This window comes from Methanosarcina sp. UBA5 (assembly GCF_002505485.1).
Taxonomy (GTDB): Archaea; Halobacteriota; Methanosarcinia; order Methanosarcinales; family Methanosarcinaceae; genus Methanosarcina.
Genome location: NZ_DAVG01000033.1, coordinates 1 through 15,629 on the forward strand (window position 1 = coordinate 1; position 15,629 = coordinate 15,629).

10 protein-coding genes and 1 pseudogene are annotated in these 15,629 nt (G+C 34.8%); 5 read left to right on the plus strand and 6 right to left on the minus strand.

Annotated elements, in window-relative coordinates; genetic code table 11:
• A pseudogene (locus BP621_RS03160) lies at nt 1-609 on the plus strand (IS630 family transposase); the annotation flags it as partial.
• A gap of 352 nt (nt 610-961) precedes the next feature.
• A complete protein-coding gene (locus BP621_RS03165; RefSeq protein ID WP_292387911.1) occupies nt 962-2,281 on the plus strand; it encodes a flippase in 1,320 nt (439 codons plus the stop codon).
• A gap of 1,231 nt (nt 2,282-3,512) precedes the next feature.
• Here BP621_RS03165 and BP621_RS03170 read toward each other — a convergent pair.
• From BP621_RS03170 to BP621_RS03195, 6 genes are all read right to left on the minus strand, one after another.
• Nucleotides 3,513-5,006 carry a hypothetical protein gene (locus BP621_RS03170; RefSeq protein ID WP_292387912.1) on the minus strand — a complete coding sequence of 498 codons (1,494 nt, stop codon included), beginning with the start codon at nt 5,004-5,006 and terminating at the stop codon, nt 3,513-3,515.
• Between the two features lie 832 nt (nt 5,007-5,838).
• Nucleotides 5,839-7,032 (minus strand): glycosyltransferase family 4 protein, encoded by a 1,194-nt coding sequence (locus tag BP621_RS03175; protein ID WP_292387913.1) that lies wholly within the window; start codon nt 7,030-7,032, stop codon nt 5,839-5,841.
• Nucleotides 7,029-8,360, minus strand: coding sequence for a phenylacetate--CoA ligase family protein (locus tag BP621_RS03180; RefSeq protein WP_292387914.1), 1,332 nt, complete (start codon nt 8,358-8,360; stop codon nt 7,029-7,031). Before BP621_RS03180 ends, BP621_RS03175 begins: the two co-directional genes overlap by 4 nt.
• A gap of 36 nt (nt 8,361-8,396) precedes the next feature.
• Complete coding sequence (locus BP621_RS03185) at nt 8,397-9,437, minus strand: DUF354 domain-containing protein (protein ID WP_292387915.1); 1,041 nt, start codon at nt 9,435-9,437, stop codon at nt 8,397-8,399.
• Between the two features lie 4 nt (nt 9,438-9,441).
• Nucleotides 9,442-10,464, minus strand: coding sequence for a lipid II:glycine glycyltransferase FemX (locus BP621_RS03190; protein ID WP_292387916.1), 1,023 nt, complete (start codon nt 10,462-10,464; stop codon nt 9,442-9,444).
• Nucleotides 10,461-11,177: a hypothetical protein gene (locus tag BP621_RS03195; RefSeq protein ID WP_292387917.1), complete on the minus strand. Its 717-nt coding sequence runs from the start codon at nt 11,175-11,177 to the stop codon at nt 10,461-10,463. Before BP621_RS03195 ends, BP621_RS03190 begins: the two co-directional genes overlap by 4 nt.
• Before the next feature lie 751 nt (nt 11,178-11,928).
• Between BP621_RS03195 and uppS the strand changes: the two genes are divergently transcribed.
• The 3 genes from uppS to BP621_RS03210 all read left to right on the plus strand — a co-directional run bounded on the left by uppS (nt 11,929) and on the right by BP621_RS03210 (nt 15,610).
• Nucleotides 11,929-12,825 carry a polyprenyl diphosphate synthase gene (gene uppS, locus BP621_RS03200; RefSeq protein WP_292387918.1) on the plus strand — a complete coding sequence of 299 codons (897 nt, stop codon included), beginning with the start codon at nt 11,929-11,931 and terminating at the stop codon, nt 12,823-12,825.
• Between the two features lie 392 nt (nt 12,826-13,217).
• Complete coding sequence (locus BP621_RS03205) at nt 13,218-13,550, plus strand: hypothetical protein (RefSeq protein WP_292387919.1); 333 nt, start codon at nt 13,218-13,220, stop codon at nt 13,548-13,550.
• Entirely contained in the window at nt 13,547-15,610 is a 2,064-nt protein-coding gene (locus BP621_RS03210) for a thioredoxin domain-containing protein (protein ID WP_292387920.1), read from the plus strand. Before BP621_RS03205 ends, BP621_RS03210 begins: the two co-directional genes overlap by 4 nt.
• Nucleotides 15,611-15,629 lie beyond the last annotated feature (19 nt).

Consider the following 15,629-nt stretch of genomic DNA (forward strand, 5'->3'; position numbering starts at 1 on the left):
TTGACTACAGAAGACCAGAAAACGCTGAGGAAATTTTAAAAAAAATTAATAGAAGCAATTCCAGCATATATTGGTTCAGATGACCAATATATCATAGGTTTTCTGGATGAATCTTCACCACAAACAAAAGCAAATACGCAACGATTATGGTCATTTAAAAAGACTTTAATGATTAAAAATACAGGTTATATAAAGGCAAATGCATTTGCCTTTTATTCATTCAACGGTAACAATTTCATAGATTTTATGGAAAGTTCAAGGGCAGAAAGCGTATGTGAGTTTCTTGAAAAAATAGTGGAAGAAAATAAAGGAAAAAGGATAATTCTTATTCTGGATAATTCAAGGTCACATCACGCTGATAAAACGGTGAGAAAAGCAAGAGAATTAAAAATAACACTTGTGTTTTTCCCTCCTTATTCACCAGATCTAAATCCTGTAGAATTTGTATGGAAAACAATAAAACGAGAAGTATCTGTCAGATTTATTCAATCTAAAGAACATCTAAAAAACATTATAAAAAATGAGTTTATAAAAGTGGAAAATTCATTATCGTTTGCAAAGAAATGGATGGAAACATTCAATCCACAAATAAAGAGTGTAGTTTGTTGAGTAAGGAACTATAAAAAAGACTGCTACCTGATACAGAAAGGGTTATAGAATGCTTGAGCCGTATGAAAGGAAACTTTCACGTACGGTTCTTAGAAGAGGGAGAGCGAGTAATTGCTCTTTCTTATTCAACATAATTTGTATTTTTCTTAGTATCTTTACTGATAGTGTTTTTGCTGGAAAACACATTATCCCTGATACCAAAGGGATATTTGTAAAATAATTTAAAGATAATATAAAAAGTTACTTAAGCCAATAAATATAAATGTACTCTAGACACAAAGTTCTTTTGTATGTTAAACAATTATATGTATGACTTTTCAAATGATTATTTCAACCTTTCAAAGGTCAATCTATGTTCAAGCTGAAATTTAATAACATCATAAAGGATTTTCAGTGGTCACTCATTAGTCTTATTACAGCTTCTTTTGTACATTTACTACTAAGAATTATGCTCAGTAAGGAGCTAGGGCCATCAGGACTCGGTACTTATACATTGGTCTTTACTATTTACATGCTTGGCATGCAGTTTGCAGGATTCGGGATTGGTTCAGCCCTGACAAAATACATTGCTGAGTATCATGATAACCTTTTTGAGATCAAAGAATTCATTTCATCAGGAATTCTTGGCTCCATAGTAAGCGGATCTGCTATCGGCTTATTGTTATACCTTTTCTCCAATGTAATATCCACCTTATTCTTCCACGATCCTGCTATGATAAATCTCTTAAAATATACAGCATTTTGCTTTCCATTCATAGCCGTGCAGAAAGCTGTCATTGGAAGTTTAAATGGACTGCTGGAAATGAAACGATATGCTATTGTGAACATTACCCAAAATATATCTATACTTGTTTTTACCATCTTTCTAGTCCACTCACTGGACATGAATATCAGGGGTGCAGTACTTGGCTTTGTTATTCCCACAGTACTGGTGGGCTCGATCTCCATTATATTTATCCAAAGTTACCTCACAGCAACTCCGAAGCTTGCGAATAAAATTCTCAAAGAATTCACATTGTTTGGATTCTACGTTGTCCTTGCAAACTCCATTGGAATTGTCAACACAGAGATTGACAGCTTGATGATTGGTTATTTTATGAATTCAACAGAGGTTGGATATTATGCCGTTGCTATCATATTTATTCAGGGAATAACGTTAATACCAGATGCAATACAGAGAGTAATAACACCCTTGATAGCGACATATTACGGAAAACGAGACGTTGAGAGTATAAGGAACCTAATAAAAGAAACAATGATCAAAACAGTCTTTATCACAGTATTTATTGATTTAGTAATGATCATTTTTGGTAAGATTTTAATTATAATAATATTCACAGATGAGTTCATTCCTGCATATACTCCCTTGTTGATACTGTTAATCGGATATTCAATCTATTCACCATATGTGGCTATAGGAACTTGTCTTGCAAGCATTGGAAAAATCCAGATAACGTTTAAAATCACTGCTATATGTGCAGTACTGAATACAATACTGAATATTATATTAATTTCAAAATTTGGGCTTGTTGGAGCCGCATGTGCAACATCTATTTCTTTGATGTTCACAACTTTGATAAATATATATTTCGTAAATAAATATACTTCTAAAAAATACTTACAGAAACTTGACATTAATATTAAGTTCTGCTATACGCCTTCGGTTAAGTGAAGAATAAAGATAAATTGCCCTGTTGTTACAACATTCCTTCAAAATAATCTAAGATATGGTGTTGGAATAGTGTATCAATTTTAGTTTTGATACCCGAACTCAATATTCAAATTTAGCCTGATGGTGTCAGTTAACCCGCATTCCGCAGTATTTTTTTCAAAAATCAATACTTTTCCTGATACCTGTTTTGAAACAGATGCAAATAATTAAAGCTCTTTCCATCGTCTTCGGTTAAGTAAGGAATCGTGACAAATTGCATCGATTTACTCAAGATTTTCTAAATATTTTAATATTTTATAAGCTGGTACAGGGTATCGATTTCATGTAAATAGGCAAAATTTAAGTCCGGTTTCTAATGCAAGATCGATAGCTTTCAGGCAAGAAAATTCCTTAACCGATGACCAATGAAGCTCTTTCTGAAATTTGGTGAAAATTGAATAATATCGTTTTTTTGTCTCTATATACGCCACATAGTTGCTTTTACCTACTGCATTAGGGTCCTTAAAAATGGTCCGATTTTTAAGGATTAATGAGCTTTTTTTTGAGATTAAGTATTGCCCTGTTGTTTCTCTGAGTAAAATACATGTGCAAACGAATTTTTATTATATTTAAAAGAAATATATGCTTTTAATTTCCTATTTAGAGACTAATTAGTCCGTTTATAAGGTTTAATTATATAGAACGGAAAATGCGATCGGATGCCATAATTACAAATAAACATAGTTTGTTAAAAAATAAAGCTATTATTACATTCAGTTTTTCATTTTAAAGCTTAATTTTAGTTATTATTTTAAAATTTTGATTTTTATGGTGTATTTTTTCGTGGGAAATTCTAATTATATGTATATAACCTGAAATAAGTATTTGGGAATCTTAATTTACACACTGATTTTGAAGGACCCTATAAAAGTCCAATAAATGCACGTTTGATTGAAAATAGATAGCGGTAAAAATATGAATTTACGAAAATTTACTGCGGAAAGTGGGAGTTAAGAGAGGATTTCTACAAAGTCATTAAAAGTGTAATCAATTCATGAGTTTAGCATAATTTTGTACTGAAGTCTATATAGCATTCGGGCAAGAGATCCTTAAACAGATAACAGATGAAGATTCTATCTTAAGATTTAATTTCTCTACATATTGATTATTTAGGATTTTCTACGATGATAAAATACTAAGTCGTCACTGACACTACAAAAAGTGAACTCAAAAAAACTATATCTATTGAAATTTATATTCTGTTAACCCCTAAGTAAGCTTTAGCATCTCCGCTGTCATATATCGCATGACAATTATTGTCGAGGTTGTATTTAAAAGCAACTCCAAGTAACATATCAGGACTTTCATAAGGTTTAACTTGTACTGGTCTATCTAAACTGGTTTTTCTCCAAGTCAATACTTTGTTTCCCATATACTCCCAATCTAAAGTTCCTCTAGGGGTTAGTAAATACGTTGCTACACTATCTCTCTTTAGGTATGTTAGGAATATATTCTCGCTTGTCTGCAAATCTGAGACAATGATATCATTGGAAGAATTATTAAGATTTGTAAACGTTTCTATTTCAGATTCAGTCCAAATCATTTTTTGATTGAAATTTTTTCCATAAACAGGAGAATCCATATCTGCAACAGAGTTCGTTATCATGAAAAATGAAAATAGTATCAGCAATAGAGAGATAAAAATAACTTTGTGGCGTCTGCTTCTAAGAATGTTGATAACATTAAATATTCCAATTCCAGAAAACAATACAAAAGTCGTGTATATAAATGCCGGCCATCTGTTTGGTAAGATATTACGGAGTCCCATTAAAGGAAAAACAAAATAGACTGAGAATAACACAATAAGCATGAAAATTAAAGAGACTTTTGTTTTAGTTTGATGCTCTTTTGATAGGCTATGCAGGCTTCCAATAACCCCAAAAAAGATCAAAATGAGAAAACCAAAAATATCAAGAATCGAGAACCAGGAATCTCCCATATTTGAAGTCGCTGTTCTTCCCAAGAATTTTCCTTCGGCTGATAATGAATTGATCAGTATTTTTGTTGTTGTTTCTAAAAAAGGGTAGCTTGGATTCATCCAATGATAAATCAAAATTAATATAAATTGTATGCAAAGAGTAATATTCACTGTTAACTTGGCAGAGTAGCATTTAATTATATACATGCGTTCATAGATAAAAGACCCTATATACAATGAGATCAAGGATGCCATATAAATAAATGAAGACACTGTATGAGTCCAGATAATTATAAACATAACTAAAATTGTGAATATTTTATATAGACTGATTGTTTTCTCCTTTTTCTCAAATAAAAGATGATAGATCATCAGCGTGTATATAGCAATTCCAAAAGTCATAGCGATTACTTGAATACTCCATTGAATATGGAAATCTGAAAAATTTATGAGTAACATTGAAAATAATCCAAGATTAATATTATTCGTAATTTCTTTGACAATTAGATATACGAAAATAGTACTCATCGTAAGAACTATTCCCACGATAGACATTGCGCCTTTCGTAGTTAGGTTTCCAAGAAAACCTGCAGTAGATGCATAAAGGTGCATCAAAGGATAATTGCTATAATATACATCTACTTGGGGTAAATAGCTGGTTCCATAGGTGAAAATACCTTTTATTAACTCAGCGTGCCTCCACGGATCGGAGCCAACTGGGTAAGAGGATATAAAATAAGCGCTGAATCTCAAGATAAGTGAAACCAAGAATATCTTGAAAAATAAAGTATAAAGTTGAACATTTTCTTCATGAGTGCGTGACATAATCTCCAGCCCTAAAGAGCATACAGCTAGTGATATGCTGAAAAAAAATATTGGGGGACGATAGTAGGGTTTTGCATGATAGTAACTTATTAATGCTATCGAAATACAAATCCAGTAAATAGTTTGGATAATCTTCAGTGACCGATTACCAAGGTTAAGACTTAAATTTAGATCATTTGCCAATAATTTACTTCTATATCTCAAATACAGAAGGCATGCAATTGTTACAAGAGGCCCTATTGTAATAAGGTAATTATTGCTATATATTAAATTCAAGAAGGTTATTAATAGTCCTAGTACCGATCCAAGGATTGCAAAAATTACATCAATAGTAGAGAAACTTGGACTTTTAATTTTGAAAGCAATTAATGCCGAAATAATCAAAGTCAATAATATGATTATTGGCGCGATCTCTTTAAATAGCATCAATCATTCCTCTTATCGTTTTAGTAAACGATCAGAAACAAGTCACTAGGTCAGTTTTCTAATTTTCTGTAAAATTTGCTTTAAAATTTGCTTTATACACCAACCTTCTTTGTTAACTATTTTTCCACTGTATACTTGATTTGATAATAACCTTCAGTTCCTGAAGCCGATGTAATTAAGAAGTTTCTCATTTGTCTCCGATAAAAAAATTTTCTTTCTTGAGTTATCTGTTCCGGGGCAACAGTTTGTCCCCTATTTCGAACGCCAAAATAAAATTGACACTTCTATATTCTAGCTTCATATCAAAAATAATTTTTAAATACTGTTGTGAAAATTAAAAATTGTATTGTTAGTTCACACGTAACTGAAGATGTGTAGCGCCGATTTTATAATATACTTGTAAAATTTTCTTGCCTACTTCTTCCCAAGTAAACTGAATTGAATATTCTTTAATTTTTTTCGCATCCCAGGATATGTCTAATGCAGACAAAATGTTCTTCGCTAATTCTTTCGGTTTTGCAGGATCACACAATAACCCATAGTCATTAGAAACTATAATTTCTTCACTACCTCCATTGCGAGTGGCAACAACAGATTTGCCGCATGCCATAGCTTCAATTTGAACTACCCCAAAACTTTCACTTAAACTTGGAAGGACGAACACATCACAAGCGTTCATCCAGATTGGAATCTCATAATATGGTTTTCCACCAGCAAGTTTAACATAATCACTTAATCCTAATGATTCAATTTGCTTTTTTAGTTCTGGATATAATTTACCTTTACCTACTATGATGCAAAGAACATCTTTTCTATGCTTTATAACTATATTCATGGCTTCGATGAGATATTTATGCCCTTTTGCTTCATCATATAAATTTCCAACATTCAATATTATTTTGATCTTCGAAGGCAATCCAAGTTGCTTTCTGCAGTTTTGTGAATCTAAATTTAAAAAAGCTTTATGGCTATAACCATTTGGAATATAGTATACTTTATCCAAAGGAATTCCAATGCTTTCGAATAATTGGATATCCCCTTTCCTAACACGGATTATTGCATCACATAAATTCCATGATCGGATAAACTGAGTCTCTTTCTTTTCTATGGCATCAGTGAATGTTTGGGAAGTATGTTCAGTGATCACCACAGGAACGTTATACTTTTCCTTTAACTTTACAGCAACTGCTCCAGAATGCCATGTAAAATGAGCATGAATTAAATCAAATTGTAAACTTTCTTCTCTAATTAATTTTTGGATAGCTTTCTCTTCAAAATATATCCAGCCATCTTGACCATATTTATAAAATAAGGGACAATTAACATATTTTGGGAAATATACATGAATATTCTCAAATATGTAATTTTCATAATGTGTTTTTCTTAAAAATTCCATTCCAACTGCAATTGGTGATACTACGTATATATTCTCAAAGTACTCTTTGAGAAACATGATTTGCTCTTTTACGAAAATTTCTCTTACGTATTTGTTATCAACATTTGGGAAATCATTGGATATTACAAGTAAATTGTTAGATTTCATAATCGTAACTCACTTTTCACAAATTTATACTTCCCAGCCGGAGTCCTCTCAATTTTATCAACATATTTAAATTCTACTTCCCATCCATTAGATTTTCTTCTGATAGCTTCCCTAATAGTATCCAGTTGTGCTTCATCAAACTCCTTTTCTGGAACGATTTTAATAACAAGTTTGTCAATTTTCTCTTGTACTATTTGAAATTCCTTCATACCTTTACCGTCCTCCACACAATCTAGAAGGAAATATCCATGTACATATTTTCCTTCGGGAGTCAATAGAAAATCAGCAGTTCTCCCAATAACTTCTTTTAATAATTTAGACCCACGCCCACAATCACAACAATCACTGATGATATGACCAATATCTCCTGTATCATACCTAATAAAAGGCATCGCATAATTATGAAGGCTTGTTGCCAGTATTCCTCCAACCCCTTCTTCCAATTGTTGATAGTCATTATCTACAATTTCCATAATACTTCGTTCTGTGTCTATGTGGAGACCATTGTGCTCAGAACACTCATAGGCACCTAAACCTCCATCATTTAATCCATATGCATCATATACTTCACATCCAAACACGTTTTGGATATTCTCTCTCACATCAGGTAGTAATTTTTCTGCAGTTGAGAATATCGCCTTAGGTGTAATAATCTCAACCTTATTCTCATCGAGATAATTTGCAAACAAATTGATTGAAGAAGCATAACCTCTTATGAATTTGGGTTTGAATGAATTAATGACTTTTACATATTGCTTCATATTATCATTGCTCATATCAAAAGAAGATAGCTTCCGAATGTTCCTTGCGATCTCATGAGTCTTTCTTACAACAAAAGGTTTGTATCCTATATCTAGAGAGGAACCTGCAAGAAAAATCATCTTATCCCCCAATTCGTAGCCTGCGTATCCCCATCCACGATATAGTAAAGCTCCATGAAGAAATCGATCATATTTCAACATTCTGAATTGAAGATAACTGCCTGTTGATCCACTTGTTGCATTTTTATAATAGTTCATTGAGTCCAAATTAACGGGCTTAAAATCGTCTAGATTCTGCTTGATAATATTTTTGGTGAGGATAGGAAGTTTTTTTAGATCATGAATAGTTCTTATATCAGAAGGTTCCAGTTTCAATTTATTGAACAATTTGTGATAGTAAGGAACGTTCTTATATGCGAAATTAATCATCCTTTGAAGTTGTTTTTCTTGATTTTTTGTTTGTTCTGAAAAAGTTTTCCATTGTGAATCAACAAGATTTTTGTAGGTTGGATAAAATTTAGGCTCTGCCAATTGATGGGCAAATATGAATAAAGCTTTTTGAAACATACCATTCCCCTAAAACTGTGATGTTGCGAAGAGCTATCACAGGTCACAATATTTTTCGATAAAGCCTACCATAAATTTAGTAACGTCAATTTTATCTGCAATTAATTTGTCTCTTTTTTCTCTCCCTTTTTTCTTCAGGTCAGGGTCATTCAATAATTCGAGTGCCTTTGCTAAGGATTTTTTACCCATTGAGTGTTCATCATGAAAATTATACACCAGTCCGTATTTTGTTTCTTCCTCGTCTGTATACCCTCTCCCTGCATAATCACAGAAAATAGCATGTGTTCCTAGAACAGCACATTCCGAGGCCATTGTTGCGCTTTCACCATATAGCAACGTTGCATAATACAACAAATGGTGCATCTTTTCTGGTGAAACATTAATTCGGTAGTTTTCAAACTCCTTCTGAAGGGGTTTTTCTGAAGTTATAAAAACTCGTCCATACTTACTAAGCTCTCCTATAGCACTTATTTTATCCTCAAACGTTAAACCAGTATGCCCAAAATCATGCGTAGCTCCCCAAGATACAAATCTCAAAACTATGAATGTATCATCCTCTTTCAGTCCAAGTTCTTTGAGAATGTCTGGATTTGGTGTGAAATAATTAGGGTGTAGATATGCCAGCTCATGATAACCATTATACCGAACTTGTTTTTTACCAAGATAGTCCTTAAAACAAGAGGGCGTACAGACAACATCAGCAAATGGCAAATATAATCTAATTTGCTCCTTACTGTTTTCTGTATCTTCAAAAATAACACATTCTTTTTGAAGTAAAAAAGAAACATGAGCTGCTGAAATAGCTCCCATTCCTACGAATATATCTGGATTAAAACTTTTAACTTCCCTATACATTTTTAAGTCAATTATAGGTAAGTTTATTAGTTTCTGAGTCAATGAAGTTCCATAACTACCGAGGTCAATGTAATTAAACCCATAATTGTCTAATAATTGAAATGACACATCCTTTTTAGTTGCAGTAATTAATATTTCATGTCCTCTTTTCCGCATATATAATATAAAGTTTTTAAACAAGTGAACATGACCAGGATGATTTACACTAACAACAATTTTCATGGTTTCACCCAAAGCACTCAAACACATCATCACTAAATTTCTTATAAATTAGCGACGGCATTTTCTGAACCGTACTCGTCGCTAATTTATATATGAGAGTTTCTCGGTTTCCAGACAAAGTCTCTGGAATCTGTGGATAATAACTATAGTATAATTTTGTTTCAACTGTCCCCCATCTTTTTTTGAATTGTATTAATCCTTTATTATCGTAGGACACGCGACCAAAGTCAAAATATTTATACCCATTTGCACACGCATCTTCGATACTCTTCCAGATAAATGCATTATTAGGATAAAAGTTAAGATAATCAGGATGAGAAGCACCATACCCGTAAATAACCGTATCAGAAAAATACAAAAAAACGCCGCCTGCAACAATCATGTCGTTATATTTTGCGGTATAAAGAGATACATTTCCATCCAGGAATTCAAACATATTTTTAAGAAATTTCCAAGGATGACATGGCACTCCACTATCTCTTTTGTTAATACAATTGAGCTCATAAAAATCTTTTAGGTCATCAATATCTTTACTAGAATTAACCTCTATCTTCATCTTTTTTGATTTTGTAATTGCTCGCCTGACGCTTCCCTTATCTAACTTATTCCATGTTTCTGCAATGTCTGAAGATAGTCCTAATATATAAGTAGAGAAAGAGTTTTGGTGAGGCAACCCTTCCACAGAATCTCGAATCTCAAAATAAGAAGCATTTAACTTTGAATACATATTTAGTGCTTCACTGAGAAGAGCATCTCTGGAATCCTCAGAACCAAGACACCCACAAAAATGAGAAAAAGGTACAGAACATAATCTATTAGCTGTTAATTTGCTTTTAACATAAAACAAAGGCAATAGCCCGGTTAAATTTCCAGATTCGTCTTCTGCAAAGAGATATTTAGGTTCGTAATCAAACGTTTTCTCTAAAAATTTTTTCCACTGAGGTGTGTGATAAATACTCGTTTTATTAGAATTATATAATAATTTGTTCCATTCCTCACATTTAGTATTTTTTACAATTACTGTCATTTTCTCACCACTGTCAAAACCTTCTTCCCAGAATTAAATGCAAAATCCTGTAACCAGTATAAACTCCAGTTGACGAAGTTTGACTTCCATCGCTCAGGATGCAGTGAAATATAAAAATTAGTAATTTCTGAATTTTGAATCAACTTGATAAGATCATCAGTTGTTTTAGCGATGATTCTTTTATTACTTCCAGGAATAAAATCTCTTAAATTTGTCTTTGAGTTCCAGCCTCTACCTGTGTCGGTGAAATAATTGAGATTTTTCCCGGCAGATAGATAGGCTTCTCCAACAAGTCCAAAATTCCTGAAATCATAATATTTCCATAGGTCTCTGTTATCATATCTTGACAAGACAGCTCCATGCATACAGATAGTTTTGATGTTACAGATATTTTTAAATTTATTCAAATCTTTCTCAAATAATTTGATAGCCTTTCCAATATCTCCGTTCGTCTTGCTCAAAGTTTCATAATGGTATCCTATTTCATGTCCCATCTTCTCAATATCTTGTATGATCTCAGGAACAAAAGTATCTTTATTGACTCTGAAGTAATAGGTTGCCCGTATACCAAACTCTTCTTCTATACTTGCGATCTCTAGTGCATTCTTTGGCGACCTATCAATATCATGACGCATCAATACAAAATGCTTGGGAAGCTTATCACCTGCAGTCACGTACTCGTCCATAGTGATAAAATTGTACTTCCTTTCCATTGCAGAGCACAGTTGGCGAAACTTATAAAGAGTGAAATCAAGGTTTTTAGACAATAGCACCGAATAACCCCCCCTTCCTTTATTAATTAATAGAACATCTAACTATTAAACTTTTCGAATATTTTTTTATAGACTCGATGCTTGCCGTTTTGTTTATATGCTTCATATTTTAGTTATTTTGTATTTTTTTCATGAAACAAGAAGCCATGTGTTCTATATTTAAATTTTAATTAAGTTCTTCAAATCCTCCAGCAACACTGTTTATGTTTCTATTGTGTGTTCTGTAACCTGTAGAATCGACCATGTGTTCTTTTTACGAAATAGGTATTCTTAATAAAGTTTATAAATAAGTGCATTAAAAAATATTATTTCCATTAGAACGTATTGAGTAGAGTAGTCGTGGTAGACTGCAGATAGTTTAATAGGACCCCTTTATACCCCCTGAATGAAAGTTCCTACGAGAGATCTATTATCATTTATAACAGATTTACCACTAACTTACCAGTGTAAAATATGATAAAAGAACTGTGCAAATGGATAAGACATATATAAAGTAAATTCTTTTCAGATAAATAGAACTTTTAAGCAAAAGAGATATTAATATCTTGGATACGAGAAGGTATTAGGTTCCATTAGTAGAAAAATCTACGCGAATATTTCTCAGATCTGGATATTTTCAGGAGGAAAACGCATAAAAATATTAAATGTTATACCTAAGAGCAAGGGAATCTTTCGGGCAGGATTCCGTTTTTTGAAAAACCGAATATTCAGTATATTTTATCACGAGTATGAGCGAAGACTCAAGATTAAGATTCTAAATTCAGAAATTCCGCATCATATAGCTGTGATTATGGATGGGAACCGCAGGTATGCGGGACAGCTTGGAAAAGCTCGAAGTTTTGGGCATGCAATGGGGGCAGAAGTTACCGAAAAGGTAATTGAGTGGTGTTATGAGATTGGGGTAAAGCAGCTTACTCTCTACGCTTTTTCTACGGAAAATTTCCAGCGCTCCGAAGAGGAAGTCGACGGTCTCTTCAATCTCATTAACGAAAAGTTCCTGAAACTTTACTCTGATCCAAGGACACACGAAAAAGAGACACGAGTTCGCGTCATAGGAGATAGGTCAAAATTACCTGCTTTTCTGAATGAGTCAATTGAAAAAATAGAAAAAGCTACGGAAAATTACGGGAAGTTTTACCTGAACGTTGCCATTGCCTATGGAGGCAGGCAGGATATTATTCAGGCCGTCCGTGATATTGCAGGATGCATTTCCAGCGGGAAACTCTCTCTTGGGGAAGTGGATGAAAACCTTATTTCAAAACATCTTTATCCTGCTCCGGGGATCTCGGTTCCGAATGTAGATCTTGTCATCCGTACTGGCGGCGATGAAAGGGTTTCAAATTTCCTTCCCTGGCAGACTAACGGAAATGAATGTGCAGCTTACTTCTGTGCTCCTTTCTGGCCAGAATTCCGAAAAATCGACCTTCTTCGCTCGATCAGGGTATATCAAGCCAGGGAAGCCGAAAAAAAGCAGGAGCAATCATATAGAGTCTCAAAGGTTGTAAATTTCCTGGAAATGGGAACTTGTGAGGAAAAAAGCGAAGAGGTTGGACAGCTTCAGTCAATTAAAAAGCAAGGAATCTCCTGAAATGTTCAGCAAATCGCAGTTGTATGGAAAATGACACGAAATGATGCCGCATCAGTTAAATAACTTTTTTTCTAAACTAAAGTGCGGGAACCTCAAAATGAAACGAATATCCATGTTTCGGAAGTTTCCTGCCCATATTGCTTCTAAAACAGTCTGTCCTACTTATTAATATATTAGTGAAATAATCTTTTAGAATACCGATATATTGATATTCAGGAGACGAATATTTTAAGTGGGGAAATTTGGCTGTACCTAATTTTTCAGGCTAAAGGCATAACAAGAAGCTTGAGAAAGATTTTATCATTGTATTGGGGATAAATTAATCCGCTCCAGAGTTGGCTATTCATTTAGAATGAAATCTATGGAGATCGGTTTAGATCGGGGGAGTTAAAATGGACACTATTAACAAGTTAAATCTGCGTTCCTTCAGGACTTATTTTCATCTAGTCTGGAAATCGGAACATACCAGACCTGTAAATTTGGAGCAAGGCCATTTTCAGTATCGTTCAAAACTACTGAAAATTCAGAACGCCAGGGACAGAGAAATTGCGATGGCATCTCTTTTAGGTGTGCAGGCACTGATAACTCTCAGAATCTTGGTAAGGAAATTTATAGTGAAAACCAGAGTCCTTAAAGACAGAACGTTTGCCTGGCGAGAAATAAAAACTGAAGTAAAGCGGGAGGGATTTTACTGGGAGAAGAACACAGAAAACCTAACCGCTTGATACATGAAAAGAGCCCGTATCTCCTCCAGCACGCGTATAATCCTGTTGAATGGTATCCCTGGGGAGAAGAGGCTTTTGAGAAAGCCAGTAAAGAAAATAAACCTATTTTTCTGTCAATTGGATACTCCACCTGCCACTGGTGTCACGTAATGGCACATGAGTCTTTTGAGAATGAAGAGGTAGCAAGACTCATGAACAGGGCTTTTGTTTGCATAAAAGTAGACCGGGAAGAACGGCCGGACATTGACAATGTTTACATGACGGTCTGCCAGATTATTCTTGGGAGAGGTGGCTGGCCTCTTAATATTATTATGACATCAAATATGAAGCCTTTTTTTGCAGGAACCTATATCCCTAAAAACTCCCGTTTTAGCCAGACAGGGATGCTCGAACTCGTGCCCAGGATAGAGGAAATCTGGAACAGGCAGCACGAAGAAGTCCTTGAGTCAGCTGATAAAATCACGTCTACTATCCAGAATATGATCTCAGAGTCAGCAGGAGAGGGCATAGGGGAGTCAATAATGGAGGAAGCTTATGAAGAGCTACTGACTTCTTTTGATAACGAATATGGCGGTTTCGAAAGAGCTCCCAAATTTCCTACTCCACACAAAATTTTCTTCTTGCTCCGCTACTGGAGACGCAGCGGGAATCCTGAAGCTCTTCATATGGTTGAATATACCCTGGAAAATATGTATCGGGGAGGAATCCATGACCACCTGGGTTCGGGTTTCCACCGTTACTCTACAGATAATAGATGGATTGTCCCCCATTTTGAAAAGATGCTATATGACCAGGCTCTTATTGCGACTGCATACACAGAAGTTTATCAGGTTACCGGAAAGAGACTGTATAAGGAAGCAGCGGAGGGAATTCTTGATTATGTGCTAAGAGATCTGACATCTCAGGAAGGTGGATTTTATTGTGGGGAAGATGCTGATGTTGAGGGAGAGGAAGGAAAGTACTATCTCTGGACTTTAGAAGAGGTAAGAAGTGTTCTTAGCCCTGAGGATTCTGAGCTGATTACAAAAGTGTTTAATCTCAGCGAAGGAGGTAACTTTGAAGAAGAAATAAGAGGTAAAAAAACTGGAACTAATATTTTGTATCTATCTCGTTCTCTCAAAGCTCTTGCTGCCGAATTTGGGATTCCCGCTGACGAGATTGAGAGCAGGGTAAAACTAGCTAAAGAAAAACTCCTATCAGCCCGAAATAAACGTAAAAGGCCTGGAAAAGACGATAAAGTTCTAACTGATTGGAATGGAATTATGATTGCAGCTCTTGCAAAAGGTTTCCAGACTTTTGGTGAGGAGAAATATCTGAAAGCTGCCGAAAAAGCCGCCGATTTAATTCTCAAGAGACTTTACAGTCCCGATAAACGATTGCTTCACCGATATAGGGAAGGGGAATCCGGCATTTCCGGAACTGCAGATGATTACGCATTCCTGATCCACGGACTTCTCGAGCTTTACGAGGCAGGATTTAAACTGAACTATCTTAAAGCAGCCCTTTGCCTCAACAGAGAATTTATCGAGCACTTCTGGGACCCCGTTCAGGGAGGATTCTTCTTTACTGCTGACGACAGTGAGTCACTTATTTTCAGGAAAAAAGAGTTTACAGACGCAGCCATACCGTCTGGAAATTCTATTGAGATGCTGAATCTTCTTAGATTTTCCAGAATAACTGCAGATCCCGAGCTGGAAGATAGAGCTCAAGGACTGGAACGCGCTTTTTCAAAACTCCTCAGAAAAATGCCCTCAGGGTATACCCAGTTCTTATCAGCGCTTGACTTTGGATTGGGTCCAGCATATCAAGTGGTAATTGCCGGAAAAGATGGCTCTCCAGATACTGGGCACATGCTCGAAGAACTCTGGGCTTACTTCATCCCTAATAAAGTGCTGGTTTTCAGGCCTGAAGGAAAGGATCCTGAAATTACTAATCTGGCAACATATACGAAAGATCAGGTGCCTATAGAGGGAAAAGCTACTGCATACGTCTGCCAGAACTATGAATGCCAGCTTCCTACCACTGAGGTCAATGAGGTGTTGAGAATGTTAAATGTATGACTGTAACTGAAATTGAAGG

Excerpts from the sequence above, each read along its gene's own strand:
- BP621_RS03165 (WP_292387911.1), top strand. The coding sequence starts at position 962 with ATGTTCAAGCTGAAATTTAATAACATCATAAAGGATTTTCAGTGGTCA.
- BP621_RS03175 (WP_292387913.1), bottom strand. The coding sequence starts at position 7,032 with ATGAAATCTAACAATTTACTTGTAATATCCAATGATTTCCCAAATGTT.
- BP621_RS03180 (WP_292387914.1), bottom strand. The coding sequence starts at position 8,360 with ATGTTTCAAAAAGCTTTATTCATATTTGCCCATCAATTGGCAGAGCCT.
- BP621_RS03185 (WP_292387915.1), bottom strand. The coding sequence starts at position 9,437 with ATGAAAATTGTTGTTAGTGTAAATCATCCTGGTCATGTTCACTTGTTT.
- BP621_RS03190 (WP_292387916.1), bottom strand. The coding sequence starts at position 10,464 with ATGACAGTAATTGTAAAAAATACTAAATGTGAGGAATGGAACAAATTA.
- BP621_RS03195 (WP_292387917.1), bottom strand. The coding sequence starts at position 11,177 with ATGGAAAGGAAGTACAATTTTATCACTATGGACGAGTACGTGACTGCA.
- BP621_RS03205 (WP_292387919.1), top strand. The coding sequence starts at position 13,218 with ATGGACACTATTAACAAGTTAAATCTGCGTTCCTTCAGGACTTATTTT.